At 63.9% G+C, this 14,105-nt stretch carries 9 protein-coding genes; 5 read left to right on the forward strand and 4 right to left on the reverse strand.

The features are described from left to right. Positions 1 to 73 precede the first annotated feature (73 nt). The 3 genes from MTR66_RS01875 to MTR66_RS01885 all read left to right on the forward strand — a co-directional run bounded on the left by MTR66_RS01875 (position 74) and on the right by MTR66_RS01885 (position 2,349). Positions 74 to 1,219 (forward strand): sulfotransferase family protein, encoded by a 1,146-nt coding sequence (locus MTR66_RS01875; RefSeq protein WP_243917405.1) that lies wholly within the window; start codon positions 74 to 76, stop codon positions 1,217 to 1,219. A gap of 34 nt (positions 1,220 to 1,253) precedes the next feature. Further along, complete coding sequence (locus MTR66_RS01880; protein WP_243917407.1) at positions 1,254 to 1,880, forward strand: carboxymuconolactone decarboxylase family protein; 627 nt, start codon at positions 1,254 to 1,256, stop codon at positions 1,878 to 1,880. A 70-nt stretch (positions 1,881 to 1,950) separates the two neighbouring features. Beyond that, the gene (locus MTR66_RS01885) at positions 1,951 to 2,349 is read left to right on the forward strand and encodes a cupin domain-containing protein (protein WP_243917409.1); all 399 of its coding nucleotides are present in this window, start codon (positions 1,951 to 1,953) and stop codon (positions 2,347 to 2,349) included. Positions 2,350 to 2,369: 20 nt separating this feature from the next. On the opposite strand, the gene MTR66_RS01890 is transcribed toward MTR66_RS01885, so the two are convergent. Continuing rightward, complete coding sequence (locus MTR66_RS01890; protein WP_243917410.1) at positions 2,370 to 4,226, reverse strand: bifunctional diguanylate cyclase/phosphodiesterase; 1,857 nt, start codon at positions 4,224 to 4,226, stop codon at positions 2,370 to 2,372. 330 nt (positions 4,227 to 4,556) lie between these two features. Between MTR66_RS01890 and MTR66_RS01895 the strand changes: the two genes are divergently transcribed. Continuing rightward, positions 4,557 to 5,003, forward strand: coding sequence for a hypothetical protein (locus MTR66_RS01895; protein WP_243917411.1), 447 nt, complete (start codon positions 4,557 to 4,559; stop codon positions 5,001 to 5,003). 13 nt (positions 5,004 to 5,016) lie between these two features. Here MTR66_RS01895 and MTR66_RS01900 read toward each other — a convergent pair whose 3' ends face one another. Genes MTR66_RS01900 through MTR66_RS01910 form a run of 3 tightly spaced genes read right to left on the reverse strand, consistent with a single transcriptional unit; the run spans position 5,017 to position 11,760 of the window. After that, positions 5,017 to 5,898, reverse strand: coding sequence for a transglutaminase family protein (locus MTR66_RS01900; protein ID WP_243917412.1), 882 nt, complete (start codon positions 5,896 to 5,898; stop codon positions 5,017 to 5,019). Beyond that, positions 5,898 to 8,387 carry a circularly permuted type 2 ATP-grasp protein gene (locus MTR66_RS01905; RefSeq protein WP_243917413.1) on the reverse strand — a complete coding sequence of 830 codons (2,490 nt, stop codon included), beginning with the start codon at positions 8,385 to 8,387 and terminating at the stop codon, positions 5,898 to 5,900. The genes MTR66_RS01900 and MTR66_RS01905 overlap by 1 nt, the downstream gene beginning before the upstream one ends. A gap of 4 nt (positions 8,388 to 8,391) precedes the next feature. Then, entirely contained in the window at positions 8,392 to 11,760 is a 3,369-nt protein-coding gene (locus MTR66_RS01910; RefSeq protein ID WP_243917414.1) for a transglutaminase family protein, read from the reverse strand. Positions 11,761 to 11,909: 149 nt separating this feature from the next. On the opposite strand from MTR66_RS01910, the gene MTR66_RS01915 reads away from it, so the two are divergent. Continuing rightward, on the forward strand, positions 11,910 to 14,078 hold the full coding sequence (locus tag MTR66_RS01915; RefSeq protein ID WP_243917416.1) for an RNA degradosome polyphosphate kinase: 2,169 nt from the start codon (positions 11,910 to 11,912) through the stop codon (positions 14,076 to 14,078). Positions 14,079 to 14,105 lie beyond the last annotated feature (27 nt).

Below are 14,105 nucleotides of genomic sequence, written 5' to 3' on the forward strand. Positions count from 1 at the left end.
CCTTCCCCCCGCATAGTGCGTCCACGATCCGGAAATAGCCGGACAGCACGCCCGATGGGGGAGACACCGGCCCATGGAACACGACAAGGACCTGATCGCAATCGCCCGGCGCGACACCGGCCTCGACGACTTCGGCGGCGACAGCTTCCGCGAGGGGCTGGAACAGCTGGTCACGTCGCTCAACACCGAAGCCCGGCTGAATGCCATCGGCGAACATGCCCTGCGTGACCGCATCCTGCTCCATCTGCGCCAGCGGCTGATGGTGGAGGACTGGTATCGCCGCCATCCCGAAATCGCGGATGAGGAGATCCGCGATCCGCTGTTCGGCGTCAGCCTGCCGCGCACCGGATCAACCGCGCTTTCGTTCCTGCTCTCCAGCGATCCGGATATCCGCTATCTGCGCGTCTGGGAAAGTTCGCAGCCCTGCCCGCCCCCTTCGACCGTCGAAGGGCCCGACCCGCGCCGGGGCGTTGCAGCCAGTGCCGCGGATGAACATCTCAAGGACAGCAAGCGCACGCCTTCGGGGATCGACGGCGCGATGGAATGCCAGGATCTGATGGCACTCGATTTCAAGAGCCAGATCTTCCTCGCCCTCGCGCAAGTGCCCAGCTATGCCACGTGGCTGCTGGAGGCGGACCTTACCGAGACCTATCTCTACGAAAAGCGCGTGCTCAAGCTGCTGCAATGGGGAGAACCCGCCCGGCCTTGGCGGCTCAAGGCCCCCACGCACCTGCTCTACCTCGATGCCCTGGACAAGGCCTTTCCCGATGCCCGCTTCGTGATGACGCACCGCGACCCTACTGACGTGATGCTCTCGGTCGCGACGGTCTATGCAGACATCATCGAGAAATTCACCGATCATGTGGACTATCGTTACATCGGCGAACTCAACGTGCACTGCTGGTCCGAAGGGATACGCCGGGCGATCGATTTCCGGCAGCGCGGCAACGATCACCGCTTTTACGACATCCATTTCCGCGCGATGCAGCGCGATCCGCTGGGCCAAGTACGCGGGCTCTACGCATGGCTGGGGCAGGACGTTTCGCCCGCCTTTGCGGAGGCCATGCGCGCGTGGTGGGAAAGCAATCAGAGCGCCGAGCGCATGACCAAGCCCGATCCGTCCAAGTTCGGTCTCGATTTCGATGCGGTGCGCGCGCAATTCGCCGATTACCGCACACATATGGAAACCTGGGCCCCGTTCCACGAAACGGCGGCCTGATCTCACGCAACATCCAACATTCGGGAATACGCAAATGGCAGAACCGATCACGGGGAAGTATGAATTCGACGCCGATGCGCGCATGGCGCAAACCGTCGCCAACGGGCCCCGCTACGCGCCGCTGACGCTCGACGAGGTCAGCCCGGAGGGCCATGAACAGGTCGCCGGGATGCGCGCGGCCTTCAATATTCCGGAAGACCGCCCCTTCCCCGATGTCAGCCTGATCACGCTGCGCCATCCCGGCATGTTCCGCGCGCAGATGGTGCTTGGCCTCGAAATCGCCGCCAAGGGCACGATCCCTCCGCGTGAGCGCGAACTGGCGATCCTGCGCATCGCTCTGCTCGCCCGCGCCCCGTTCGAATGGTGCGAGCATGTCGATATCGGCAAGGCCTTCGGCGTCACCCCCGAAGAGATCGAACGCGTGATCGCGGGCTCCTCCGCCCCCGGCTGGAGCGAACACGACGCAGCCCTGCTGCGCGCAGTAGAGGAAATGATCGCCGACCACTGCATTTCCGACGCCTCGTGGAATACGCTGGCGAAGACTTATGACGAAAAGCAGATGCTGGAACTGCCGATGCTCGTGGGATCGTACCTCATGACAGCGATCCAGCAGAACTCGCTGAAGATCCTGCCGAAGGGCAACGGGTTCGATTACCGCTGAGCCAGATCAATTCGCAACCGCCTGCCACCCGTTATTGTGGCAGGCACATTCCATCGGAAAGGACACCGGCATGAAGAAGGGCTTCGTCGACGACATCGAGAAACTGACCGAAGAGAACACCGACTTCCGCCGGGTTCTCTACACCGGAGAGAACCTGCAACTGGTGCTCATGTCCATCGAGCCCGGGGATGAGATCGGAGCAGAGGTTCATCTCGACATCGACCAGTTCTTCCGCATCGAGGCCGGAGAAGGCGAAGTCTCGATTGATGGCGTGGTGCACAAGGTCAAGGCGGATGACGGCATCGTCGTCCCCGCGGGCGCCCTGCACAACGTGGTGAGCACCGGCAAGGAGCCGCTCAAGCTCTACACCATCTACGGTCCGCCCGAACACGTCGACGGCACCGTGCACAAGACTTGTGCCGAAGCCAGCACGGCGCACGAGCACTTCGACGGTGAGACCACGGAATAGCCCCTGGTCAGATTCTTACCCTAGATGTTCTGGCAGAACGGCAGCGGCCAGTCCTGAGCTTGGGCCGGGGTGCTTTGCTGCTTCGGAACGGACGCTTGCGGGACAAAAAACGGTATGCTGTGCGGGTTTTCGGCCCCGTGCCGTGCCAGCAGCTGTGCCACTTCCGCGCGCGGCATGCTCCGTGCGAACAGGAAACCCTGCCCGATCTTGCACCCCAGTTCCTGCAGCTTGGCCGCCTGGGCGGGCGTTTCCACCCCTTCCGCTGTAACGCAGGCTCCCAGCTTTTCGGCTATGGCGACTAACCCGGCGATGATCGTGCAGCTTACTTCGTCACCGGGCAGGCGGGTCGTGAAAGCCTGGTCGATCTTGATGGAATCGACCGGCAGTTCCAGAAGATGGGTAAGCGAGGCGAAACCGGTGCCGAAATCGTCCAGCGCGATGCGCACGCCCCGGCCGCGCAAGGCCGATATGGCTTCGGCAACATGCTTGTCCCGGTCCCCAATATAGACGTTCTCGGTTACTTCCAGAACGAGCCGGTTGCGGAGCCCATCATCGGCAAAGAACCTGTCGAGCGTCTCCTCAAGCCGCCCGCCACGCATGTCCACGGCCGTGACATTGACGCCGACATAGCCGAAATCGATCCCCAGGTCGCGCCAGACCTTCATGTCCCTCGCCACCGTCGACAGCATACGTTCGGTCAGCACCGAAGCCACGCGTGCATCGCTGGCAGCATCGGCAAAGGATGCGGCCGAAATGATCTCTCCACTGGGTGAAACCATGCGGCACAAGGCCTCAAGCCCCACGATACGCTGATCCTTCAGGCGCACGATCGGCTGATACCAAGCCTCGATGCGCTCTTCCTGCAACGCATCGTCGAGGCTTTCGATCGAGGACATATGCGCGGTGATACGCGTGCCAATGTCACTGCAATATTTCACGAACCCGCCGCGCCCGCTTTCCTTCGCATGATAGAGCGCCAGATCGGCATTGTGGCGCACGGCATCGGCGGATGCTTCGTCTCCAACGACAACCGCCCCGCCTATGGTGGCCTCGGGAATGAGGGAGAATTGATTGCAATCGACGGCAGGAGCCAGAATCTCCAGAATGTCCCCGGCAGTTCGCCCGATATCTTCCAGCCGCGCGGGATCCTTCACCAGCAGGGCGAATTCGTCTCCGCCGATCCGGAATGCACTGTCGGGAACCGCAAAGCGCGACAGCCGCGCGGCGACTTCCTGCAGCAGCCGGTCCCCCATCGAATGGCCGAAGGTGTCGTTTACGGTCTTGAGATTATCCAGATCCATGATCAGGATCGCCCAACTGCCCGGATCATCGCAATTGAGATGGGCAATGGCCCGGCTGAAACTGCCCCGGTTGGGCAGCCCGGTCAGCGCATCGGTATTGGCCCGCCGTTCACGATCGGCGGCCCGGAAATGATGAGCAAAAGCAAGCTCGCACAAGTGCAGGCAGACCCTGACAATCTCGCGTTCTTCATCGGTGGGCCCGCGCGGCGTGCTGAAATAGAGCGCGAAAGTGGCCAGAACCGTCCCGGAGTCATCTATCAGCGGCGACGACCAGCAGCCTTTCAGGCCCAGCGAAAGCGCTGCGGCCTGAAAGTCCGGAAAAGGTGCCCAGCGCGGATCGTTCGCGATATCGTGCGCTTCCACCGGCTGTGCGATATAGGCCGCCGTCCCGCAGGAGCCGACCTTCGGCCCGATAGCAAGGTTATCGAGCCCCTGCGAATAGGCTTCAGGCAGACTCGGCGCGGCAAGAGGATGAAGCGTGCCGCTGCGGTCCACTGTCAGAACGGAACAGGTGACCCCCGGCAGCCGGTCTTCGATATGCCAGCAAATCTGGGCCATGACCTCGGCAAGAGGCATGCCCTTCGCAATCAATTCAAGTATGGCTGCCTTGAACTTCAGCACATCCGGTCCAGTCTCTGTCCTCCGTTTCAGCACCGGTTGCTAGCGTACAATGATTAACGGTTGGCCACTTCACGCCTATGCGCCGCCACGTCCCACAAGTGCTGTAACCTGTAAGAAAATGGCCGGGGCGGGCAAGGCAAGAAGCCGCCCCGGCCTAGTCTCAGGAGTGAACCGGGCGCCCCATGACAAGCGCCGGGCCCGGAGGGGCTTGACCAGAGAGCCAAGCCGCGTATCAATAGCTATTGATAATCATTCTCATTTGCAACCCCTTTTGGAGATTCGGCCATGTATCAATATGTCGACCGTCCCCTGAGCACTCTCGACGAAGGGGGCCGCTTCCTCGTCTGGTCCATGCGCGCCTGGGTCACGGCAATCGGGCACAAGCGCTGCCCGGCCCGGATGCTGGCCCCGGCCTTCGCCAAATGGCGCATGATCGGGGGGCTGCAGGCCTTCCACCGCACGATGCTGCTGTTCAACCGCGATGCGCTGGAAACGTTCGCGTTCTGCTCGCTTTCCTGCCCGCATGTGTCCGAGCATGAGGCTGTCATTCTCGAACTCGTCACTTCCATGCGCGATCGCGGGCCGCAGGCCACGCGCGACACGCTGGAACTGCTGGTGGCAGAAGAAAGCGTGGGCGACATGCTCGAAGCCCTTTCCCGCCTGGGCGCGGTGCTGGCAATCGCGGGTATCTTTCCGGGCGAACCGGCTCCTGTCAGGGACGCGCGCGGCTGACTGGCTCCGCGCGTCAGTCCAGCGGCGCGACGTCCACCGAAAAGAGCATCTTCTGCTGCGAAGAGCCCCGGAAGGTGCCATCCAGCGGCGCAACGTCGGAATAGTCGCGGCCCATGCCAATGAAGATGTGGTCGGCACCGGCCAGCACGGCATTGGTCGGATCAAATCCGACCCAGCCCAGATCTTCGCCGCACCACAGGTTGACCCAGGCGTGCATGGCGTCCGCGCCGACCAGACGCGCCTCCCCCGGCGGCGGCAGAGTGCGCAGATAGCCGCTGACATAGGCTGCCGGAATACCATGCGCGCGCGCCGCGATGATCATCACGTGGCTAAAGTCCTGGCATACGCCGTGGCGGTTGCGGAAGGCCTGAATCGGCGGCGTGTCGGTGAGAGTGGCGCTGGAATCGAATGCGAATTCCTCATGGATCGCCTGCATCAGCGTGTGCCCGGCTTCCATCACCGGCATGGCCTCGCCCAGAAACGAGCCCGCCCACATCGCGATATCGTGCTCGGGCACCGCGATCGGTGACGCGAAGATGTAGGACGCAGGCGCCAGTGCCGAAAGATCGGGAGTCTTCATCGCCCGCTCGCGCAGATCGGCAAGCCCCGGCCCGGACGCCTCGCTGATAAAGAACGGCAGCGGCTCGCGCTCCACGGTAAAGCGGCTCTCGATCTGCAGCCGGGTAATCGGTTCGCGCAGCGAGAAATGCGCTTCGTTCACATAGTAGCCGCCATCGTTCTCATGCACTTGCGCGGGTTGCGGATCGACCGTCAGCGCATAGCCGCTCACCCTCTGCCCCTGCCACTGGGCCGGGCGCAGACGCACGTTGAACTTCGCAAGCCTGACAGGCGTTGCGTATTCCAGCCTTGTCTTATGGGTAACGGCGTAGCGCATCACAGCAACCGCGTTCTCTTCTCCGCATCCTCACGATCGAACTTCAGGAAATACCGTTCGGAAATGTCGTCCGACAAATTCTGGAGCTGCAGCTCGATAGCCCGCAGCCGCTCCGGCGTCATGTCGGGGGCAAGTGCCGCTTCCAGCTCGCCGCGCAGCGCACGGACGGCACGCAGCGGAGGCTCGGGAATATTGTCGTCGCGCAGGCTGGGCAAGGCGGAAAGGTGCTCGACCACTTGCACCACCTGAAACTTCAGCGCCCGCGGATTGTCGGGATCGAGCAGGACAAGATCGCGCACCGGGTTGGTCATGGGGACAGTCAGGTAGCGGCTGCGGTAGACGATCTGGCTGTCGCACAGGTCGAGCAGCATGCCCAGCGGCTCCACGCCGCAATCATCGCCCGACAACCGGGCCGCCATCCGGCAGATCGCCTGCGCACGCTCGATCCGGTGCCCGATCTGCAGGAACCGCCAGGCCGCCGAACGCACCATGTCTTCCGAAACGAGTCCGGCCAGGGCACTGAAATGCTCGGTCAGCCAGCGCGCGGAGCTGAGCATGCTTTGCGGCCGCTCGACATTGATCGAGGGTATCGGCCTGCTGACAATGCGCCAGAAATCGCGGGCAAAGCGTTCACGCAGTGCCAGCCCGACTTGCAGCCGCTGGCGCATCAGCGCGGGCACGCCGCCGGACAGGCGCGTGCCGGTCAGCACTTTGGCGCTCACTTCCACCACCGGCTTGTCTGCCGCCGCGGCATCGATCGCGCCGAATTGCAGCAGCAGATCGACAAGGCCCGGCACGCCCCCGCCTTCGGTTTCGGCAGCGCTGTCCCCCTCCATCGAACTGCCCAGCAGTGCACGCACGATCCGCACCACCGTTTCGGCCCGTTCATTGTAACGGCCAAACCAGTAAAGGTTGTCCGCCGCCTGACTGGCCAGGATGCCGCCCCCGCGCGAAATCGGCGGTTCCCCGGCAGGGCGCGGCGGGACGGAGGGCCCCGCAGGCTTATCATCCACCACCCAGACATCGCCGGACAAGTCCCCTGCCCCCATCAGCGAGGTCGGCAGGGTGTGACGGGAAGACAGGTGGGCGAAACCGCCGGGCATCACGGTCCAGCCGCCATCGGCGGTGCGGGCGACAAACGCGCGCACGGTAAAGGGCCGCGGAGCGATCGCGCCGTCGATCACCGCTGGCGTGGTCGAGAGATGGACGATTTCCTGCGCGCAATAGTCCATCGGCCTGCGCCGCATGGCCTCCAGCAATTCCGTGCGCGCCTCTGCCCCGAAACTGCTGCCCACGGCAGGCTCCCGGCTGGGCAGCCCTTCCACCGGCAGGCCAAAGGCAGGCAGCAGCGCCAGTTCGTCAAAGCGGCGGGAGACAGTCGCGCTTTCGGCCGCCTGGCCGCACCACCAGGTCGCGACGTTGGGCAGGATCGGGTCCTCGCCCAGCAGCACTTTGAACAGGCGCGGCATGAAAGCAGAAAAAGCCGGGGTTTCCAGCACTTCCGCGCCCGGCCAATTGACCATTTCCACGCCGCCCGAAGCCCAGGCATCGAACAGGCGCGCAACACCCAGTTGCGACTTGGCATCGAAGGACAGCGGATCGAGCGATGTCGTGTTGATCCAGCGCCAGACCGCATCGACGCGCTTGGGCCCGGCGATCGTGCCGACATAGAGCCGGTCATCGATCACGGACAGATCGCGCCCTTCCACCAGCGGCAGGCCGAGATAGCGTGCCAGATGCGCCTGTTCCGCATAGGTCTGATTGAACCGGCCGGGCGTCAGCAAGGCAATGCGCGGCCCGTCCCGCCCGCAGGCCGCCGCCATGCCATCACGCATCTGCGCGAAGAAATCGGTAACGCGCCGGACGTGATTGTCAGCCAGGACATGGCCTGCCGCACGCAGCATCGCCAGGCGGTTTTCCAGCGCATAGCCTACACCGCTGGCAATGCGCACACGGTCCCGCAGCACGCGCCACTGCCCGCGCGGCCCGCGGGCGAGATCGGCGGAATAAACCTGGATGAAGTGTCCGTTGCGGGGCCTGCCGTCCAGCATCTTGCGCGCGAAGAACGGGCTGCCCGCGACCACAGCGGCAGGCAAGTGGCCTTCCTTCACCACCCGCTGCGGACCATAGACATCCCCGGCCAGCCGTTCGAGCAGATTAGCCCGCTGGATCAGGCCGCGCTCCACTTCGGCCCATTCCCCGGCACCGATGATCAACGGCATCGCCGTCAGCGGCCAGCCGCGCTCTTCCTCGTCGCCAGTAACGCGAAACGCCAGGCCCAGGTCCGCCGCATGGCGGGCCGCCGCGTCCTGCAGGACGGAAAGATCGCCGTCCGCACTCGCCGCCAGCCCTTCCGCCACCGATTTCCAGCACGCCGCCGCCGCCCCGGAGGCATCGCCGTAGAGATCCCCCCCGGAAACCTCTACCGGATAGGCATCGAGCCACCCTGCCGGGCGCTCCGCAGTGCTGACAGACGGCTTTTTCGCCATGTCTTCACACAAGGCCTATCGGACGCCGCAGGTCAAGCGTGCACGGAAACTCGCCGGACAGTTCCACCGGCGGCACCGGCAGCGGGCCCGGCGAGTGGCCGTTGTCTATGAACCGCGCCTTGCGCCGGGCTTCCGCCTCATAGTCATTGACCGGCACCGTATCGTAGCTGCGCCCGCCCGGATGCGCGACCTGATAGACGCAGCCGCCCAGCGAGCGGCCGTTCCACAAATCGAAGATATCGAACGTCAGCGGCGCCTGCGGCGGCAGCATCGGGTGGAGGCACTCGGCCGGAGCCCACGCCTTGTAGCGCACCCCGCCCACGCCTTCGCCCGGCGTCACCATCGTCAGCGGCACCCGGCGCCCGTTGCAGGTGATCACATGGCGTCCCTGCACCAGTCCGCTCGCCCGGACCTGCAGGCGTTCGGTCGAACTATCGACATAGCGCACCGTACCGCCGATCGCACCGGTCTCTCCCAGCACGTTCCACGGTTCCAGCGCATGGCTGATTTCAAGGCTGACGCCGCCGCCCTCCACTTCGCCGTGGACCGGGAAGCGGAACATGCGCTGCGCCTCGAACCAGTGGGGATCGAAATCGTAACCCGCGCGGCGCAGATCGCCCAGCACGTCCAGAAAATCGGCCCAGACGAAATGGCCCAGCATGAACTTGTCATGCAGTTGCGTGCCCCAACGCACCAGCGGCCCGTCCTGCGGCTCCTTCCAGAACCACGCAGTCAGCGCGCGCAAGAGCAATTGCTGGGCCAGGCTCATCTTGCCGTCCGGCGGCATTTCGAAACCGCGGAACTCGACAAGGCCCAGCCGCCCGGTCGGGCCATCGGGGCTGAACAGCTTGTCGATGCAGATTTCGGTGCGATGGGTATTGCCCGTGACATCAACGAGCAGATTGCGGAACAGGCGGTCCACCACCCAGGGCGCAGGCTGCTGCAAATCCGGCCCCGGCACTTGCGAGAGCGCCACTTCCAGTTCGTAGAGCGCATCGTGCCGCGCCTCGTCGATGCGCGGGGACTGGCTGGTCGGGCCGATGAACAGGCCGGAGAACAAATAGCTGAGCGAAGGGTGCCGCTGCCAGTAGGTAACGAAGCTCTTGAGCAGGTCCGGGCGGCGGATGAACGGGCTGTCGAGCAAGCTCGGCCCGCCGAGCACGATGTGATTGCCCCCGCCGGTGCCAATCGAGCGCCCGTCGACCATGAATTTGTCCGCGGTCAGCCCCACCTCACGCGCGCAGTCATAAAGCGTTTCAGTGATCTCCACCGTCTCGCGCCAGGACGCGGACGGATGGATATTCACTTCGATCACACCGGGATCGGGCGTCACCTTGAGCACGGTAAGGCGCGGATCGGGCGGCGGCGGATAGCCTTCGATGCGCACCGGCAGCTTGAGGTCCTCCGCCACGGCTTCAACGGCCGCGACGAGTTCGAGATAGTCCTCCAGCCACTCGGTCGGCGGGATGAACACGGCCAGATAATCGCCGCGCGGTTCCACCGTCATCGCCGTGCGCACCGCGCCTTCGATGATGTCCTGCTCGGCCACGGGCTGCTGCGAAACATGCGGTTCGGGCACATGTTCGAAGCGCTGGCCGGAAAGCCGTTCGCGCGATTGCATGCCCCGCTCTGCGACCTGCTTGCGGAAATCCGCCAGCGGCTCGCGCGGTTCGGCCGTATCGCGCGGGTGGATGTAGGGGAAATTCGCCGGAGCCACATATGGCAGCGAGCCCAGCGGCAAGCGGTAGCCGACAGCGGAATCGCCGGGCACCACCGTCAGCACGCCCTTGCGCACGCGCCACAGCTCACTGCGCCAGCGCGGCACGCTCTGGTCCCGGGCATTCCAGCGCTGCACCGGCAGCACGAAACCGGCCGGCTTGTCGAGCCCGCGCCGGTAGGTGCGCTTGAACCGGCGGGCCAGTTCCTCGTCCTCGATAAGGGGATCGAGCGGGGTGACGTTCACCGGCAGCTCGTCTTCGCGCTGCATCCACACGCCGGTGTCTTCATAGACCGGCTGGACGAACTCCGGGCTAACCCCCAGCCCTTCGGCCGCGGCCCGCAGCAGTTCCCCCGCCTGTTCCACCTCGATGCTGGGCACCGGATCGGGATCGCCGCCCTTCTCCAGCGGCTTTTCCCCGGCGATCAGACTGTCATCATGCCAGATCGGCACCCCGTCCTTACGCCAGTAGATCGAATAGCCCCAGCGCGGCAGCGTCTCGCCCGGATACCACTTGCCCTGCCCATGGTGGAGCAGCGAGCCCGGTGCGAATTTCTGCCGCAGCAGGCGGATCAGCCGGTCAGCATAGGCCGCCTTGGTAGGGCCCACCGCCTCGGCATTCCATTCGGGCGCCTCAAAATCGCTGGCGGCAATGAAGGTCGGCTCGCCGCCCATCGTCAGGTTGGCTCCACCCGCATTCAGATCGGCATCGACCTGATCGCCCAGCGCCAGCAGCTTGTCCCAGCGCTCCTCCGTGAAGGGCTTGGTGATGCGCACGGCCTCGGCAATGCGCGACACGTCCATTTCGAAATGGAAATCGACTTCGGCCGGTTCGGCCATGCCCTCGATCGGCGTAGCCGAGCGGTAATGCGGCGTGGCGCAGAGCGGAATGTGCCCTTCGCCTGCGAACATGCCCGATGTGGCATCGAGCGCGATCCAGCCCGCGCCCGGCACATAGGCTTCCGCCCAGGCGTGAAGGTCGCTCACATCCTCCAGCACGCCCTGCGGGCCTTCCTTGGGGATGACATCGGCGACAAGCTGGATCGAATAGCCGGAGACGAACCGCGCCGCGAAACCCAGGCGGCGCAGCAACTGCACCAGCAGCCAGGCCGAATCACGGCACGAGCCGATGCCCGCCGCCAGCGTTTCTTCCGGAGTCATCACCCCGGCTTCCATGCGGATTACATAGTCGATGCGCTGCTGGAGCTTGCTGTTGATATCGACCAGGAAATCGACGGTGCGCCCTTCGTATCCGGCATGCTGGGCCACCAGTTCCTCGAACAGCGGGCCCTGTTCTTCCATTTCAAAATAGGCGGCCAGATCGGCCTTCATCGCCTCCGAATAGGTGAAGGGATATTCCTCCGCGTCCGGCTCCACGAAGAAGTCGAACGGGTTGATCACGGCCATTTCGGCCAGCAGGTCCACCTCGATCGAGAAATGATCGACCGGATCGGGGAACACCACCCGCGCCAGCCAGTTGCCGTGCGGATCCTGCTGCCAGTTCAGAAAATGCTCGGGCGGGCTGATCTTCAGCGAGTAGTTGGGAACCGCCGTCCGGCTGTGCGGCGCCGGGCGGAGCCGGATCACCTGGGGGCCGAGACGGATGCGCCGCGAATAGCGGTAGCGGGTGAGATGGTGCAGGGCAGCCTTGATCATCGAGGCGGACTTTGCGCCAAACAATGCTGCGCTGCAACGATGTTCATTTCCCGTCTTGATCAAATTCGCTAGATTCAGGCAAGTTTGCCTCCACTGCCCCTTAATTGTCATCCTTGCATGCAAGGGGCGCCGTTGTGAAAATGAGAAACATGCTGGATACGCGCGAAGAATCGGACGCCACGGGAACCTGCGAAACCTCGCAGCTCGCTACTTTGCCCGAACGGTTTTTCAATCGCGAACTGAGCTGGCTGTCTTTTAACGAGCGCGTGCTCGCCGAAGCGACCAATCCCAACTACCCGCTGCTGGAGCGGCTGCGCTTTCTTTCGATCTCGGGCAGCAATATCGACGAGTTCCTGATGGTGCGCGTCGCGGGCCTTGCCGGGCAAGTGCGCAGCCAGATCGAGGAAGTCTCGATCGACGGCATGACGCCTTCCCAGGCCCTGACCGAAACACACGAGAAGGTGCTGGAGCTCGACGAAGTTCAGCAAAAGGTCTGGTCCGGGCTCAAGGCCGAACTCGCCGGAGCCGGGATCGCGGTGATCGGCGACGAAAAGCTGGACCACACCCGCGAACGCTGGGTGCGCGACTATTTTGAAGAGCACATCATGGCGGTGATCACACCGCAAGCGATCGATCCGGCCCACCCGTTCCCCTTCGTGGCGAATCAGGGCATTGGCGTGCTGTTCTCGCTCACCCGTATGGCGGACGATGCGCCGGTGATGGAGATGGTGTTGATCCCCTCCTCGCTGCCGCGCTTCATCCGCATCCCGGGCGAGGAAGCAGCGTGGATTTCCATTGAGGACCTGATCTGCCGCAACGCGGACCAGATCTTCCCTGGCTTTCGCGTCAACGGCCACGGCGTCTTCCGCATCCTGCGCGACAGCGACATCGAGATCGAGGAAGATGCCGAGGATCTGGTGCGCTATTACCGCACCGCGATCCAGCGCCGCCGCCGCGGCCTGGTGATCGTGCTGCAGCTTCAGGGCAAGTTCGATCCGGCGGCCGAAGAGCTGCTGCGCACCCAGCTCGGGCTCGACCGGGCGCTGATCATCAAGACAGAAGGACTGATCGGCTTTACCGGCCTCTCCTCCCTGTGCGACGAGGACCGGCCCGAGCTGAAGTTCGAACCCTATTCGCCCCGCTATCCCGAGCGCATTCTGGAGCATGACGGCGATATCTTCGCGGCCATCCGCGAAAAGGACATCGTCATCCAGCACCCCTACGAAAGTTTCGAGGTGGTGATCGATTTCCTGCGTCAGGCCGCGCGCGATCCGGACGTGATCGCCATCAAGCAGACGCTTTATCGCGCAGGCAAGCAATCGGCGATCATCTCCGCCCTGATCAAGGCGGCGGAAGCGGGCAAATCGGTGACGGCCGTGGTCGAACTGAAAGCCCGTTTCGACGAGGAGCAGAACCTGCTCTGGGCCAGCCAGCTCGAACGGGCAGGCGTGCAGGTGATCTACGGCTTCGTGGACTGGAAGACCCACGCCAAAGTTTCGATGGTGGTCCGCCGCGAGGGAGACAGCCACCGCACCTACTGCCACTTCGGCACCGGCAACTATCACCCGGTCACGGCGCGCATCTATACCGACTTGTCCTATTTCACCGCCGATCCCGCGGCCGGGCGCGATGCGGTGCGGCTGTTCAACTTCATCACCGGCTATGTCGAACCCAAGCGCACCGAAGTGCTGGCGGTTTCTCCCATGGGCCTGCGCGCCAAGCTGGACGAGTGCATCGACGCCGAAATCGCCAATGCCCAGGCAGGCAAACCGGCGGCGATCTGGGCCAAGATGAACTCGCTGACCGATCCGCAACTGATCGACAAACTCTATGAAGCCAGCCAGGCGGGGGTGGACATCATCCTTGTCGTGCGCGGCATCTGCTGCCTGCGCCCGGGCATCACGGGCCTGTCGGAGAACATCTCGGTCAAATCGGTGATCGGCCGCTTTCTGGAGCATTGCCGCATCTGGGTTTTCGCCAATGGCGCGCACCTGCCCAACCGGCGTGCTCGGGTATTCCTCACCTCGGCTGACGGGATGAGCCGCAATCTTGACCGGCGCGTCGAAGTCATGGTGCCGATGCGCAACAAGACCGTGCACGATCAGGTGCTCGATCAGGTCATGATGGCGAATCTGCTTGATACCGAACAGAGCTGGATTCTGGGGCCAGACGGCACTTATGAACGCGTGGGCGACGTGGAAAACCCGTTCAACCTGCACCGCTATTTCATGACCAATCCGTCACTTTCCGGGCGCGGGGCTGCAATTGCCAGTGGACGAAAGGTGCCAAAGCTCTCGCTAAGGCGCGGCAATATCTGACATAGGGGCCTCAGGCCGCCCGGACGA

The sequence above is a fragment of the Novosphingobium beihaiense genome (assembly GCF_022832375.1).
GTDB lineage: Bacteria > Pseudomonadota > Alphaproteobacteria > Sphingomonadales > Sphingomonadaceae > Novosphingobium > Novosphingobium beihaiensis.

Excerpts from the sequence above, each read along its gene's own strand:
- MTR66_RS01875 (WP_243917405.1), top strand. The coding sequence starts at position 74 with ATGGAACACGACAAGGACCTGATCGCAATCGCCCGGCGCGACACCGGC.
- MTR66_RS01880 (WP_243917407.1), top strand. The coding sequence starts at position 1,254 with ATGGCAGAACCGATCACGGGGAAGTATGAATTCGACGCCGATGCGCGC.
- MTR66_RS01885 (WP_243917409.1), top strand. The coding sequence starts at position 1,951 with ATGAAGAAGGGCTTCGTCGACGACATCGAGAAACTGACCGAAGAGAAC.
- MTR66_RS01890 (WP_243917410.1), bottom strand. The coding sequence starts at position 4,226 with ATGCCTCTTGCCGAGGTCATGGCCCAGATTTGCTGGCATATCGAAGAC.
- MTR66_RS01895 (WP_243917411.1), top strand. The coding sequence starts at position 4,557 with ATGTATCAATATGTCGACCGTCCCCTGAGCACTCTCGACGAAGGGGGC.
- MTR66_RS01900 (WP_243917412.1), bottom strand. The coding sequence starts at position 5,898 with ATGCGCTACGCCGTTACCCATAAGACAAGGCTGGAATACGCAACGCCT.
- MTR66_RS01905 (WP_243917413.1), bottom strand. The coding sequence starts at position 8,387 with ATGGCGAAAAAGCCGTCTGTCAGCACTGCGGAGCGCCCGGCAGGGTGG.
- MTR66_RS01910 (WP_243917414.1), bottom strand. The coding sequence starts at position 11,760 with ATGATCAAGGCTGCCCTGCACCATCTCACCCGCTACCGCTATTCGCGG.
- MTR66_RS01915 (WP_243917416.1), top strand. The coding sequence starts at position 11,910 with ATGCTGGATACGCGCGAAGAATCGGACGCCACGGGAACCTGCGAAACC.